Below are 14,507 nucleotides of genomic sequence, written 5' to 3' on the forward strand. Positions count from 1 at the left end.
GTTCTCCGCGTTTCCGGCCTGCGGCCGGCTCGGACGGTCGCGCGGGATCAGCGATCCCGCGCCAGCCAGTCGTCGATCCGCGTTTCGAGCGCCTCGACCACCGCCTCGTCCTCCAGGTCTTCCACCACCTCGTCGACGAAGGCTTTCACCAGGAGCGCCCGCGCGGGCGCTTCGGGGATGCCGCGACTCATGAGGTAGAAGAGGTGATCGGCGTTGATCTCGCCGGCCGTCGCGCCGTGCCCGCACTGAACATCGTCGGCGAAGATCTCGAGCTCGGGCTTGGCCGAGAAGTCGCCTTCGTCCGACAGGAGCAGTGTGTTGCAGGCGAGGCGCGCGTCGGTCTTCTGCGCACCCTTGGCGACGCGGATCATGCCCTGAAACACGCCGTGTCCGCCGAATACGACGTTTCGGAAGATTTCGGTCGAGGTCGTCTGCGCGACGTTGTGATTGAGCGTCGTCGTGACGTCGATGTGCTGGCCGGCCTCCAGAAGGTTCACGCCGCGGATCTGGATATCGGCACCCTCGCCGACCGTGACCGCGTGCACTTCCTGCCGGACGACAGCACCGCCCGCGTTGAGCACGAAGAGCTTGAGCTTTGCGTCCGCGCCGAGGCGCACGTTGAGCTGGCCGAGATGCGTCTCCGCTGCGCCCTTCTCCTGCACCACAATCCACAGCGCCTCGGCGCCATCGCCGATGTCGAGATGGTGGACGGCCGATGACAGGTCGCCCGCCGCGCCCGCGGGCGCCCGCTCGACGACGGTCGCGCGTGCGCCGGCGCCCACGTCGACGCTGGAATAGGAATGGCTCCCGCCGGCCGCCGGCTGCGGTCGCAGTTCCATGACGCCCTCGACCCCATCGGTCTTGGTGAGGCACAGCGCGGAGCCGGCGGCACCCATGGCGGTGTTGAGGAGGCGAATCGTATCGACGGCACGGTCGAGGTGGTTCACGACTTCGTCGAACGCCGCCGGGTTCGAAGCCTGCGAGACCGACACGCCCGGCGCCGGATCGTTGCCGGCGCCGGCCGATCCGAGCTCCACCACGGTGCTGTGCGGCAGGAACGGCGACAGGAACGTTGCGCCGCTCGCCTCGCTGCCTGCCTCGGCCTGCCGGCCGAGCAGAACGCGCAGGTCGGTGTAGTGCCACGCCTCGACGCGTCGGCTCGGCAGCCCCTCGCTGGCGAGAACGTCCAGCGCCCGGCGCTGCGCGTCGGTTGCCACCGACGTCTGGCCGCGTTCGATCAGCGCCAGTTCCGCCTTGGTGCGGGTCTGGTTGACAACGGACATCAGGCCGCCTCGCCGATGATCTGGGCGTAGCCTTCGTTCTCCAGCTGAAGCGCCAGGGACTTGTCGCCCGACTTGATGATCCGGCCCTTGTAGAGGACGTGGACCTTATCCGGCACGATGTAGTCGAGCAGGCGCTGGTAGTGCGTGATGACGAGGAACGAGCGGTCCGGCCCGCGCAGCGCATTCACGCCGTCGGCAACGATCTTCAGCGCATCGATGTCGAGACCGGAGTCCGTCTCGTCCATGACGCACAGCTTGGGCTCGAGAAGCGCCATCTGCAGGATCTCGGCGCGCTTCTTCTCACCGCCGGAGAAGCCGACGTTGAGCGGGCGCTTCAGCATGTCCGCGTCGATCTTGAGATCGGCGGCGGATGCCTTCACGCGGCGCATGAATTCGGGCGTCGTCAGCTCGCCCTCGCCGCGCGCCTTGCGCTGCGAGTTGAGCGCCGTCTTCAGGAAGGTCATCGTCGCGACGCCGGGGATCTCCAGCGGATACTGGAAGGCCAGGAACACGCCCGACGCCGCCCGCTCGGCCGCGTCCATCTCCAGGATCGACTCGCCGTTGTAGAGGATGTCGCCCTCGGTGACCTCGTAGTCCTCGCGGCCGGCAATGATGTAGGACAGGGTCGACTTGCCCGACCCGTTCGGCCCCATGATGGCCGCCACCTCGCCGTCCGCAACGGTCAGGTCGAGACCGCGCAGGATTTCGGTGTCGGTATCCGCCACGCGGGCGTGCAGGTTTCTGATTTCCAGCATCTTCGTTCTTCTTAAAGCGTTGGTCGGCGCCACCCCGGGCGCGGTCGAAATGGTCAGTCGCGGAGCGTCGGCCTCAGCCGACGCTGCCTTCGAGCGAGATGCCGATCAGCTTCTGCGCTTCCACGGCGAACTCCATGGGAAGCTGCTGGATCACGTCCTTGACGAAGCCGTTGACGATCAGCGCGACAGCCTCCTCCTCGGGAATGCCGCGCTGCATGCAGTAGAAGAGCTGATCCTCCGAGATCTTCGAGGTGGTCGCCTCGTGCTCGAACTGCGCCGTCGCGTTCTTCGCCTCGATGTACGGCACGGTGTGCGCGCCGCACTCCTCGCCGATCAGGAGCGAGTCGCACTGCGTGAAGTTGCGCGCGTTCGCGGCCTTGCGCATGGCCGTCACCTGGCCGCGGTAGGTGTTGTTCGAGTTGCCGGCCGAGATACCCTTCGAGATGATCCGGCTCGACGTGTTCTTGCCGATGTGGATCATCTTCGTGCCGGAATCGATCTGCTGGCGACCGTTGGACACCGCGATCGAATAGAACTCGCCGCGCGAGCCGTCCCCGCGCAGGATGCAGGACGGGTACTTCCAGGTGATCGCCGAGCCGGTCTCGACCTGCGTCCAAGAGATGCGCGAGTTCGCACCACGGCAGTCGCCACGCTTGGTCACGAAGTTGTAGATGCCGCCCTTGCCCTCCTTGTCGCCCGGATACCAGTTCTGGACGGTGGAGTACTTTATCTCGGCATCGTCGAGTGCCACGAGCTCGACGACGGCGGCGTGAAGCTGGTTCTCGTCTCGCTGAGGGGCGGTGCAGCCTTCGAGATACGAGACGTAGGAGCCCTTGTCGGCGATGATCAGCGTGCGCTCGAACTGGCCGGTGTTGCGCTCGTTGATGCGGAAGTAGGTCGACAGCTCCATCGGGCAGCGCACGCCCGCCGGAACGTAGACGAACGAACCGTCGGTGAAGACCGCCGAGTTCATGGTGGCGAAGAAGTTGTCCGACACCGGCACCACCGAGCCGAGGTACTTCTGCACCAGCTCGGGATGCTCGCGGATCGCTTCGGAGATCGGCATGAAGATCACGCCGGCCTTCGACAGCTCCTTCTTGAAGGTCGTCGCGACCGACACCGAATCGAACACGGCGTCGACGGCGACGCGCCCGCCATAGCTGCCCTCGGAGGGCGGCACGCCCGAGTCATCGTCGCTCTCGAACTGCGAGGGCTCGTCCGGCCGGCGCACGCCTGCCAGGATCTCCTGCTCCTTCAGCGGGATGCCGAGCTTCTCGTAGGTGCGCAGGATTTCGGGATCAACCTCATCGAGCGAAGCCGGGCCCGACATCGACTTCGGCGCCGCGTAGTAGTGGATATCCTGGAAATCGATCGGCGGATAATCAAGGCGGGCCCAGGACGGGCTCTCCATCGACTTCCAGCGCTCGAACGCGTCCAGACGCCATTGCAGCATCCATTCCGGCTCGTTCTTCTTGGCCGAGATCAGACGGATGGTGTCTTCGTTAAGCCCCTTGGGGGCCACGTCCATCTCGATGACGGTCTCGAAACCGTACTTGTACTGATCGACGTCGATCTGGCGGACCTGATCGATCGTTTCCTGGACTGCTGGCATCGTCTCTCTCCACACTCGCCGGATTCAAGGTCCGGTGGTTGGCTTGTGCCCTGCCCTATAGCGGCAGTTTACAACGGTTCAAATGGGGGGCCGCCCTCAAAAGTTGAAGAAGGGAGGCCACATTAGCTGCGGCTTTTCATGCGACCTGCTGAATCGGCGCTGTCCCGGCATGCCGTGCCCAGAAGCTGGCGAACGCGGCGAGGAACCGATCGATTTCGGCGGCGCCCGTCTCCCGGCCGAAGCTGACGCGAATGCCTCCTTGCGACGGATCGATCGCAGCGCCTCCGCGCGCCATCGCCTCCAGCACGGTCGAGCCACCGATCTTGCCCGAGGAACAGGCCGAACCCGCCGATACGGCAAAACCCGCGAGGTCCATGGCGATCTGCGCGGTCTCTGCCCGCAACGCGGGATGATGGATCATCACGGTCTGGGGCAGGCGCGGCGCTTCGGCGCCAAGGACGATGAACTCCGGCGCCAAAGTGAGCAGCCCCGTTTCCAGTTGCTGGCGCAGGGCGAGCATGTCCGCTGGCCGCGAAACCTCGTCCCGCACAGCTTGAGCCGCCGCCCCGAAGCCAGCGATCAGCGGCACCGCTTCGGTGCCCGCCCGCTGCCGTGTTTCCTGCGCACCGCCGGTGAGGAGCGGAGCCGGCCGCATCATCGGCGAGCCGAGGACGAAAGCGCCGATGCCTTTCGGCCCCCCGATCTTGTGGGCGGAGAGGATCATTGCATCCGCACCCCGGCGGAGCGCCTCGAGCGGCATGCGGCCGGCCGCCTGCACGCTGTCGCACACCACGACAGCTCCGGCCGTACGGCATCGCTCGACGATCGCCTCGGTGGGCTGAACCACGCCCGTCTCGCTGTTGGCCTCGCAGAACGCCATCAGTCCGGCCGACCCCGCGGCGAGCCAGGCGTCGAGTGCGTCCAACCGCAGCGTTCCATCCGACCGGACCGGCAGGCGCGTGACATCCGCGAAGGCGAAGCGCCCGCCTTCGCGGATGCAGGGATGGTCGGTGTCGACGACGGCGAGGCGCGGAAAAAGGAGACTTTGCCCGTCCCGCATCCAGTGCGGCGTCAGACAGGTCGAGGCAGCCTCGGTTGCTCCGCTCGTGAAGACGACGGCCTCTCCCTCCGCCCCCGCCAATGCGGCGACCTCGGACCGGGCCTTCGCGACGATGGACCGGGCGGTACGGCCTTCCGTGTGGACCGACGACGGATTACCGAAGACGCCGAGCGCGGCCACGATCGCGTCCCGCGCCGGCTGGAGAAGCGGCGCGCTTGCATTGTGATCCAGATAGACACGCATCTCGCGCACAGCCGACCTTCGTGCTTTTACGGTTGGCCCCTCGAAGGTTCGCCCAACGATCAACGCTCGAAAATGTTTGTGTTTCGAGCGCTCGGCAGACTACATAGCGCCCCTGTAGGAGCCGTGTAGTTTTGAATCGTTCTAAGAAAGAACTTTAAGAGGCTGCCCATCCTCCGTCAAGGTGTCCGGTCCCTCCGGTCATCGAGCCCCCTTGAGGTTTTGCAATGCCCGAAGTCATCTTCAACGGACCGGCCGGCCGACTGGAAGGTCGCTATCAGGCGGCGAAGGAGAAGAACGCGCCGATCGCGATCGTTCTCCACCCCCATCCCCGCTTCGGCGGCACGATGAACAATCAGATCGTCTACCAGCTGTTCTACATGTTCGTGGAGCGCGGCTTTACGACGCTGCGCTTCAATTTTCGAGGTATCGGTCGCAGCCAGGGCGAGTTCGATCACGGGGCCGGTGAGCTGTCCGATGCCGCAGCGGCGCTCGACTGGATCCAGGCCCTGCATCCCGATTCGAAGCACTGCTGGGTCGCGGGCTACTCGTTCGGCGCCTGGATCGGCATGCAACTCCTGATGCGCCGACCGGAGATCGAGGGTTTCATGTCGATCGCCCCGCAGCCGAACTCCTACGACTTCTCGTTCCTGGCGCCGTGCCCGTCGTCGGGCCTCATCATCCATGGCGACAAGGACAAGGTCGCACCGCCGAAGGATGTGCAGGGTCTGGTGGATAAGCTGAAGACCCAGAAGGGTATCCTGATCACGCAAAAGACGCTGGCGGGCGCCAACCACTTCTTCTCGGAGCAGACCGAGGAGCTGATGGCCGAGTGCGCCGACTATCTCGACCGCCGCCTCGCGGGCGAGCTGTCCGACGCGCGCCCGAAGCGCCTGAAGTAAGACGACAACGAGCCGGTCGGCGTGCGCTCCGCGCCGCCCCTGCGGAACGGACGATCATGAGCCGCTACAAATCCGACTTCCTGCGCGTTCTCGACGAGCGCGGCTTCATTCATCAGGTTTCCGATCCGGACGGCCTGGATGCGCTCGCCCACAAGGGGCGGATCACCGGCTATGTCGGCTACGACGCGACCGCGACGTCGATCCACATCGGCAACCTGATCTCCGTCACCATGCTCTACTGGCTGCAGGAGACCGGGCATCAGGCGATCAGCCTGATGGGCGGCGGCACCTCGATGGTCGGCGATCCCTCGTTCCGCGACTCGCAGCGCGGGATGCTGACTCCCGAGCAGATCCAGACCAACATCGACGGCATCCAGCGCGTCTTCGGCAACATCCTGCGCTACGAAGGCCCGAACGCGGCCATCATGGTGAACAATGCCGACTGGCTCTTGAAGCTGAACTACGTCGAATTCCTGCGCGACGTCGGCCGGCATTTCTCGGTCAACCGGATGCTCAGCTTCGACTCGGTCAAGCTGCGCCTCGACCGCGAGCAGTCATTGAGCTTCCTCGAGTTCAACTACATGATCATGCAGGGCTACGACTTCACCGAGCTGAACCGGCGCTTTGGCACGGTGCTGCAGATGGGCGGCTCCGACCAATGGGGCAACATCATCAACGGCGTCGATCTCAGCCATCGTATGGGCGGCCCGCAGCTTTACGCGCTCACAACGCCGCTCCTCACCAAGTCGTCGGGCGAGAAGATGGGAAAGTCGGCCTCGGGGGCCGTATGGCTGAATGGCGACCTCTTCAGCCCCTACGACTTCTGGCAATATTGGCGGAACACCGAGGACGCCGACGTCGGCCGCTTCCTGAAGATCTTCACCCGGCTGCCGCTCGACGAGATCGCGCGTCTCGCCGCGCTCGGCGGCGCCGAGATCAACGAAGCCAAGAAGATCCTTGCGACCGAGACCACAGCCATCGTCCACGGCCGAGAAGCCGCCACGCAGGCCGAGGCGACTGCCCGCACGACCTTCGAGCAGGGCGCGCTGGCCGATACGTTGCCGACCGTTCTGGTTCCGAAAGCGGAACTCGCGTCGGGGGTCGGCATCCTTTCGCTGATCGTCAAGGCGGGGCTTGCGGCCTCCAACGGCGAGGCTAGGCGCCATGTCGCAGGCGGCGCGGTTCGCTTGAACGACCAGCCCGTGTCTGACGAACGCTTGTCGGTGGATACCGCCGCGCTGAGCGATGGCGTCGCCAAGCTGTCGCTCGGTAAGAAGCGCCACGTTCTCCTGAAGGCCGACGACTGAACCGTCAGTCGAAGGCGAAGATCTGCCGGAAAATGCCCGGCGCGATTGCCGAGATCGGATTGACCACGAGCGTGGGCGAAGCCATCGCCCCGCTCAACCGGTAGGTGATCCCGATCAGGCCGCCCTCCTGCCCGTTGCCGAGGATCTGGCCGATGATCGGGATCGCGCCGAACACGCGGTTCAGGCCATAAGCCGGCATGAAGGAGCCGGTCACGTCGATCTGGCCGCTCGGGTCGTAGACGACACCTGCGAAGCTCGAGCCGAAGATCGGACCGCGCACGATTCCGTCGGCTACGCGCAGTGATCCCCTGTCGTAGCCGAGCTTGGCAGAGGCGTGGTCGAAGAAGGCGCGCTCGGTCCGTAGTTCCTGTCCGATCGCTTGCGAAAGGCTAGCTGCCCCCGGTGCCGGCGATGAGCCGACGATGCGCGACAGCCGCGGTTCATCGACCAGATTGAAGTTCGCGAGCTTCACCTCGCCACGGTAACCCGCATCCGATGAGCCGACCAGCGTCAGAGAGCCTTGCCCGCCTTCCATATGGCTGTAGAGGCCGGTGAAGCCGAGAAGCCCGCCGACATCGCCCGATGCGATGCGGATGCGACGATTGTCGTTCTGCGGCGCGAGATCGCCGGCCAGATCCGCACCGCCGATGGAGCCACCGAGCGCGAGAGCCGCAAGCCGTCCGTCGGCAGATGCGTAATTCAACGAGAAGCCGTCCACGCCGCGACCGTTGAAGCCGTCGATACGGCTCACGTCCATCGTGATGTCGAACGTCCCGCCCCCCACACGTCCCTTCTTGTCTCGGCCGATCCCGGCCCGCAATTCGGCGAGGATGGGACGAGCGTCGAAGCGATCGCCCTTCACCTGCACGCCGAAGCCTTCTCCGTGCCGTTCGACCTCGACGCGAACGTCATCGCCGGGATTGAGAGCCACCTGCGTCAGCGCCGCGCGGCGGAGGCCGCGCTTGTCGACCGAAAGAGAGCCCTGTGCGCGGAATCCGTCGCCTTTGAGGTCGAGATCGTCGAGTTCCGTTGTCTCCCCATCGCGGCGAACGACGAAAGCGAGGTTGGCCGGAATGCCGGCCCCCTTTTTCCAGGCGACGGCCGGCAGATCGAGTTCGGTTTGCGAGAGATCGAGCTTGGCACGCATGCCGTCCGCATCGTCCGTGACGCGCGCCGCGATTGGCCCCTTCACGACGCCGGATAGCGCAGGCACCAGATCCACCACCTTTGCGGAGGGGACCTTCAGTTCAGCTTCGAGGCTGCGTGATCCCACCGGGTTCGCACCGAACGGCAAGGCGAAGGTGAGCTTCGCCGGCATTCCGTCCATCGTCCCGTCGAGCGATCCGCTGGCTTGACCCGGAATAGCATGAAATAGGCCGCTCAACTTGTTGAAGGTACGACCCTCGATCGGCTGTCCTGGTTCCACATTCTCGAGTTCGGCTTCGACACTCCAGTCCCTGACCTGCTGGTCGCGAGGAATGCTATCGCCGAGCACCAACCGCGCGCCGACCTCGACCATGCCGCTTCCGCTGAAGGCGTCGGGCTTCAAGGACAGGTTGCGGAACGCGCGGATGGGATCGCGGTCGGCGATTGCCAGAAGCTCCGGCACCGCACCGGAAGCCTGGACGTTGAGATCGATTCCGAGATCGCGCAAACCGCCATCCGGCGGCCGCTGAAGCACCAGCGTCGAGGGCTTGATCTCAATTCGATCGAGGCCGACGACCTTCGCCTCGTCTACGGCGATATCCGTGCGGATCCCCCGGACGGTCACTGTTCCGTCTACCTGCATCAGGTCCGGCAGATCGCCGACGGTTGAGAGGTTGACGCCCCGCACCGGAATATCGAGCTGCAGTTCGGCTTCGGTCGGCGTTCCTCCGATCTTGAACGCATCTCCGATGCGGTCGCGCAGGATATCGATGGCGATCCGGCCTTCCGGTACGTCCCCGTCGTCGGCAAGGTGCGCCAGCACCCACCGGCGCGACTTGCCGGAGATGTTGAACGGCCAGAACGCCTTGACCGCCGAGGCGGACAGAGAGGTCGCTTTCAGGTCCAGGAATGTCCGCGCATCGGCGGCCGAGCCGTCGTATCGGGCCTGACCTTCCAATCGGCCGCCATCGGTGAGCACCACCGCCTTGTCCAGTGTCAGCCGGCGCTTGCTCGGCTCGAAGCTTCCGGCGAGCTCCAGGGATGCGGTGAGAGGACCGGCCTCCGCCATCTCTTCGCGACCGACCTTCGACCGCACGTCGGGCGATGAAACGGCGAAACCGTAGATCGGCACCTCGTCGGGATTGCCGCGGTTGGTCTGCTCGACTGTACCGGAAAGCTCGAAGGCGACGTCCCGGAAGCGGAAGGGACTGGGCTCGATGACGACGCGCTCTTCGCCCTGGCGATAGGTCAGATCAAGCTGCGCGTCCTCGACCCGTGTCCGGTTGAGACCGAGTTGCAGATGTCCAGCCCCGACATGCGCGCTCGCCCGCACGAAGGCCGGTTCGTCGGGGTCCTTCCGGTCGAGCGAGAGATTCAGCGACACCTCGGAGTCGCTGCCGAACGGTCGCTCGTCGTCTTCGTCGGCCTCGTCGGCCGGCGGCACGATGCTCCCAAGCGCGATGCGACCGGTACGCCCCTGGAGGCGCGTCAGACGGCTCGTGCTCGAATCGAACTCCGCAGTGCCGGACATGACGACCGGCACATCGCCGACTTCGATGCTGGACACGAGCCGCAACGTGCCGTCGAGAGCTCGGTGGAGGTCGGCCCGCTGAAGGGTCAGCTGCGTCAATGATCCGGACCGGACGGGAAGCCCGGTCACCCGAATGTCCTGAAGGCTCAGCGTATCGAAATGATAGGCCTGCAGGGCCTGGAGTTGGCGCTCCAGAGCTGAGATGCCTCCGTCGATCGTGCGGGCGAGAACCGAACGATCATCGACGTCGGTCGTCGACGCGGCAGGCATTGCAGGACGCACTCCGGCGAAGGCCGCCAGATCAAGGTCGGCCCCGACGATCTCGAGCCGGCCGAACTCCAGGCTGCCGCCCACCAGCGGCATCAGCCGCAGCGCGACAGAGATCCGCTCGACGCGCGACTCGAGTTCAGGCCGGTCTCGGCGATGCAGCGCCGCGTCGTACCAGTTCAGTGCGAGCGTACCGTCGCCGCGGAATTCCAACTGCTGTCGGCCAAGCGTCGCCTCGTAGCGAGGACCCAGCAGGCGCGAAAGCGCTGCCGTGGTCTGGGACTGGACAAAGCGCTCACCGGCCGGCGTCCCGAGCAGGAACATGCCGGCCCCTGCGATCGTGATCGCGAGGAGGAGGACGAAGCTCAGGATCGCACCGACGAGACGCCGAATCTTTCTCATCAAGTCCGATGGTCTCCCGCTGCACTGGCATGACGATGGATGCTCCGCCGCTTCCGGGGTGCAACAAACGGATCATAGCTTGCCTTCGACTTGCGGGCGCTATGATACAGGGCAGATACGTCAGACCTGTCGAAGCCGCGCCACATCGTGCCGCCTCGGCGCAGACGTGTCAGCGCAATGGGCCGAAAGGAGGGCCGAATGGCGACTTTGGCGATGGGGCAGACTTTTCCGCCGTTCGAGCTTCCGTCGTCCGCCGGAAGCACAATCTCAAACGCGCAGCTGCGCGGCCGGCCCTATGTCATCTTCTTCTATCCGAAGGACGACACCTCGGGTTGCACGCTCGAGGCGCTCGACTTCACGGCCTTGTCCAAGGATTTTCAGGCAGCGGGCGTATCGGTCTTCGGGGTGTCACCCGACCCGATCGACAAGCACTGCAAATTCCGGGACAAGCACGGCCTTCAGATCCCCCTTCTCGCCGACCCCGATCGCGCACTCCTCGAGCCGGCCGGCGTTTGGGTCCAGAAGAGCATGTACGGCAAGACCTACATGGGCGTGGAGCGGACGACCGTTCTGGTCGACGGCGAGGGACGGATCAGCCGGGTCTGGCCTAAGGTGAAGGTCGATGGTCACGCCCGCGAGGTTCTCGACGAGGCTCGCAAGCTGGCCGGCGCGTGAGCCGACCGGCGGCACAGACGCTGCGCAGCCTCGCCATCGAGGCCCTGCGCGAGCCCGATCTCGACGAGAAGCGGCGCCTAACGCGGCTGGCCGGTGAGCGTTGGGCCGAGCGAACGCTCGGCCTGTCCTCGCCGACCGACCCCACCCTTCCCTCGCGCCCCGGTCGTCCGGCAAAGCCCGACCTGGTCTCCCCCCGGAGCGTCCCAAGGCGCTCGGTCCATACGGTCGAGGGGCGTGTCGCCATGATTCACGCTCTCGCCCACATCGAACTCAACGCGATCGATCTCGCGCTCGACATCGTCGCGCGGTTCTGCGGCCAGCCGGTCCCGCGTTCGTTTTTCGACGGTTGGATGATGGTTGCGACCGACGAAGCTCGGCATTTCGGGCTGCTCTCGGATCGTCTTGCGGGGCTTGGCTCGCATTACGGAGCCCTCCCGGCGCATGACGGCCTCTGGCAGGCAGTCGAAGTTACCGCCCATGATCTGGCGGCCCGCCTCGCGGTCGTGCCTTTGATCCTCGAGGCCCGCGGGCTCGACGTTACCCCTTCTCTCCTGTCGAAGCTGAATGAGGTCGGCGATCCCGAAACCGCGGCCATTCTCGAGGTGATCTACAACGACGAGAAACGGCACGTCGCCGTCGGAGCGAAGTGGTTTCGATTCCTTTGCGCGCGCCAGCGCATCGATCCGGCGCGGCGCTTCCAGGAGCTCGTTCGAGAATGCTTCCGGGGCGAGGTAAAGGCGCCGTTCAATGACCGGGCCCGCGCTGAGGCCGGCCTCACGCCGACATTCTACCGGAGCCTGTCGCCGCTCTCGCAGTAGCGACCGGCATCCGTCAACGAGGCTTTAACCTTAACGGTTTCTAATTCCTCCATGCGGCCGAACGTCCGGCGCGCGTGGAGCGAGTGCATGAGTTCGCAGCTTCGCGGTTCCGTCTTCGGCAACCGGATCAAGTCCCATACGATCGTCATCGCGCGCGGCGAGCGCGTGCGTCACTGGACCGTACCGTCCTGGCTTCTGGGAACCGCCGTCGCAGGCTCCTTGATCTGCGTCGTGGGCGGCATCGGAGCGATCGCGCTGTCCTTCACTGGCGACAGCGTGGTCCGAATGATGATGGATCGCGAGGTCCGGGCGACGACCGTCTACGAGAAGCGGATCAGCGGGTTGCGGCAGGAACTCGACAAGCTCACGACCCTTCAGCACATCGACCGCGACCAGATTTCGAAGGAGTTGCAGGCGCTGCTGTCGCAGCAGGCGCAACTGGTCGGCCGCTTTCAGAAGCTTGAGCCCCTTCTGGATCAGGCGGCGGACGCCGGCCTCATCGACACCGCGACGACGGGTTCGACGACTGCGGACGGCGGCAGGGACTGGGACGTCATGGGCAGCATCGGAAAGGCCCTGTCGCCGTTCAAGGCGGCCCGGCCCGATTCGGTCGAGCATATCCGTGATGTCGTGCTTCCGTCGATCCGCGAGAGCGTCGGGCTCGTCGAGGGGCAACAGGCGGCCGGGGTCGCCAAGCTTTCGCAGGAGGCGTCCGAGAAGGTCGACCGCATGACCGATCTTCTCGGGCCGCTGGGTGTCGACCAAGGCGAAGGCGGCATCTTCGTGCCGCCGCCAGCCGATGCCGGCTTCGATGCCCAGCTTCGCCAGTTGGAGGACATGCTGTCCCGGATGGACGACCTGCGCGGCGAAGCCGAGCGCCTGCCGATCGCCGACCCGAAACCGGCCGGCACGGTGCGCACCTCGACGTTCGGCATCCGGTCCGATCCGTTCCTTGGTCGCGAGGCGATGCACACGGGCGTGGATTTCGCCGGGGCGATGGGGACACCGGTGCGCGCGACCGGCCAGGGCCGGGTCGTGTCCGCCGGAGATCAGGGCGGCTACGGCTTGGCGGTCGAGATCGACCATGGCAACGGTGTCTCCAGCCGCTTCGCCCATCTGTCCCGTATCGATGTCTCGGTCGGTCAGGCAGTCACGGCCGGATCGCGCCTCGGGCTGATCGGAACCACGGGCCGCAGCACTGGCCCTCATCTGCACTACGAGGTGCGGGTGAACGGCGAGCCCGTCAATCCGCAGCGGTATATTGACGCCGGACACAAGTGGGCGAAGCTCTGACGAGAAAGGCCGCCCGTTTCGGGGCGGCCTCGTCGGGTTCGTCCGGTTGTCTTAGTCGACGTCGCTGACGTCGGCGTCGCCTCCGAAGACGCGCTGCGCCAGTGCCGCCTCGATGAACGGATCGATCTTGCCGTCCAACACGTCGTCCGGCGCCGTGCTTTCCATGCCCGTGCGAAGGTCCTTGACCATCTGGTAGGGCTGAAGAACGTAGGAGCGGATCTGGTGACCCCAGCCGATGTCGGTCTTCGACGCGGCCTCGGCGTTGGCCTTCTCCTCGCGGCGCTTCAGCTCTTCCTCGTAGAGCCGCGCGCGCAGCATGTTCCAGGCGGTCGCCCGGTTCTTATGCTGCGAGCGTTCCGCCTGACACTGCACCACGATGCCTGTCGCAAGGTGCGTGATGCGTACGGCCGAATCCGTCGTGTTAACGTGCTGCCCGCCCGCGCCCGACGCGCGATAGGTGTCGATGCGCACATCGCTTTCGCTGACGTCCACCTCAATCGAATCGTCGACGACCGGGTAAACCCAGACGGACGCGAATGAGGTATGGCGGCGCGCCTGACTGTCGTAGGGCGAGATGCGGACGAGGCGGTGGACGCCGGACTCCACCTTCATTTTGCCGTAGGCGTTGTGGCCTTTCAGCAGGATGGTGGCGGACTTGATGCCGGCCTCTTCGCCGGAGTTGTTCTCCAGCATCTCGACCTTCATCTTCGCCCGTTCGCCCCAGCGCATGTACATGCGCAGAAGCATCGAGGCCCAATCCTGGCTCTCCGTTCCCCCGGCACCCGAGTGGATTTCCACATAGGTGTCGTTGGCGTCGGCCTCGCCCGACAGCAGCGTTTCGATCTGCCGTTCCGCGACGTCCTTCTCGAGTGCGCGGATCGCGTTCTCGGCTTCCGTCACGACCTCGGCATCACCTTCCTCCTCGCCCATGGCGATGAGTTCGATGTTGTCCTGAAGGCCCTGCTCCAGCGCGCGGATGCCGGTGATGGCAGTTTCCAGGCGCTGACGCTCCTTCATCAAGCGCTGCGCCTCGGCGGGATCGTTCCAGAGGGACGGATCCTCGGCGGCCGCGTTCAGGCGATCGAGTTCTCGGACCGATTGATCCCAGTCAAAGATGCCTCCTCAGCAGGCTTACGGCCTGCTTGATGTCGGAGACAATGGATTCAATTTCGGCACGCATGCCGGCATTCCTCTCGAAAACGGATCGGTGAATGGC

11 protein-coding genes are annotated in these 14,507 nt (G+C 65.4%); 5 read left to right on the plus strand and 6 right to left on the minus strand.

What is annotated here, in order from left to right:
• Positions 1-47 precede the first annotated feature (47 nt).
• The 4 genes from sufD to BM175_RS03250 form a co-directional block, all read right to left on the minus strand.
• A complete protein-coding gene (gene sufD, locus BM175_RS03235; protein WP_090959268.1) occupies positions 48-1,283 on the minus strand; it encodes a Fe-S cluster assembly protein SufD in 1,236 nt (411 codons plus the stop codon).
• Positions 1,283-2,038, minus strand: coding sequence for a Fe-S cluster assembly ATPase SufC (gene sufC / locus BM175_RS03240; RefSeq protein ID WP_090959270.1), 756 nt, complete (start codon positions 2,036-2,038; stop codon positions 1,283-1,285). The genes sufD and sufC overlap by 1 nt, the downstream gene beginning before the upstream one ends.
• A 73-nt stretch (positions 2,039-2,111) precedes the next feature.
• A complete protein-coding gene (sufB, locus tag BM175_RS03245) occupies positions 2,112-3,650 on the minus strand; it encodes a Fe-S cluster assembly protein SufB (RefSeq protein ID WP_090959273.1) in 1,539 nt (512 codons plus the stop codon).
• A gap of 136 nt (positions 3,651-3,786) precedes the next feature.
• Positions 3,787-4,953, minus strand: a complete 1,167-nt coding sequence (locus BM175_RS03250) for a cysteine desulfurase family protein (RefSeq protein ID WP_210283991.1) — start codon at positions 4,951-4,953, stop codon at positions 3,787-3,789.
• A 224-nt stretch (positions 4,954-5,177) separates the two neighbouring features.
• Between BM175_RS03250 and BM175_RS03255 the strand changes: the two genes are divergently transcribed.
• Together BM175_RS03255 and tyrS are read left to right on the plus strand one after the other, a co-directional pair.
• Positions 5,178-5,852, plus strand: coding sequence for an alpha/beta hydrolase (locus BM175_RS03255; RefSeq protein WP_055884820.1), 675 nt, complete (start codon positions 5,178-5,180; stop codon positions 5,850-5,852).
• Positions 5,853-5,908: 56 nt separating this feature from the next.
• Complete coding sequence (tyrS, locus tag BM175_RS03260; RefSeq protein ID WP_090959279.1) at positions 5,909-7,159, plus strand: tyrosine--tRNA ligase; 1,251 nt, start codon at positions 5,909-5,911, stop codon at positions 7,157-7,159.
• A gap of 4 nt (positions 7,160-7,163) precedes the next feature.
• On the opposite strand, the gene BM175_RS03265 is transcribed toward tyrS, so the two are convergent.
• Positions 7,164-10,505: a hypothetical protein gene (locus tag BM175_RS03265; RefSeq protein WP_090959282.1), complete on the minus strand. Its 3,342-nt coding sequence runs from the start codon at positions 10,503-10,505 to the stop codon at positions 7,164-7,166.
• A 198-nt stretch (positions 10,506-10,703) separates the two neighbouring features.
• On the opposite strand from BM175_RS03265, the gene BM175_RS03270 reads away from it, so the two are divergent.
• From BM175_RS03270 to BM175_RS03280, 3 genes are all read left to right on the plus strand, one after another.
• Positions 10,704-11,180 carry a peroxiredoxin gene (locus tag BM175_RS03270; RefSeq protein WP_090959284.1) on the plus strand — a complete coding sequence of 159 codons (477 nt, stop codon included), beginning with the start codon at positions 10,704-10,706 and terminating at the stop codon, positions 11,178-11,180.
• Positions 11,177-11,998, plus strand: a complete 822-nt coding sequence (locus BM175_RS03275) for a ferritin-like domain-containing protein (protein WP_090959287.1) — start codon at positions 11,177-11,179, stop codon at positions 11,996-11,998. The genes BM175_RS03270 and BM175_RS03275 overlap by 4 nt, the downstream gene beginning before the upstream one ends.
• 87 nt (positions 11,999-12,085) lie before the next feature.
• Entirely contained in the window at positions 12,086-13,291 is a 1,206-nt protein-coding gene (locus tag BM175_RS03280) for a M23 family metallopeptidase (RefSeq protein WP_175526743.1), read from the plus strand.
• A 51-nt stretch (positions 13,292-13,342) separates the two neighbouring features.
• On the opposite strand, the gene prfB is transcribed toward BM175_RS03280, so the two are convergent.
• Positions 13,343-14,471, minus strand: a protein-coding gene (gene prfB, locus BM175_RS03285) for a peptide chain release factor 2 (RefSeq protein ID WP_139224561.1) whose coding sequence is annotated in 2 segments (ribosomal slippage) — positions 13,343-14,401 and positions 14,403-14,471 — 1,128 coding nt in all. Because the reading frame shifts where the segments join, the coding sequence is not laid out codon by codon here.
• Between the last annotated feature and the right edge of the window lie 36 nt (positions 14,472-14,507).

Origin of the sequence: Aureimonas phyllosphaerae (assembly GCF_900113065.1) — a bacterium.
GTDB classification, from domain to species: domain Bacteria; phylum Pseudomonadota; class Alphaproteobacteria; order Rhizobiales; family Rhizobiaceae; genus Aureimonas; species Aureimonas phyllosphaerae.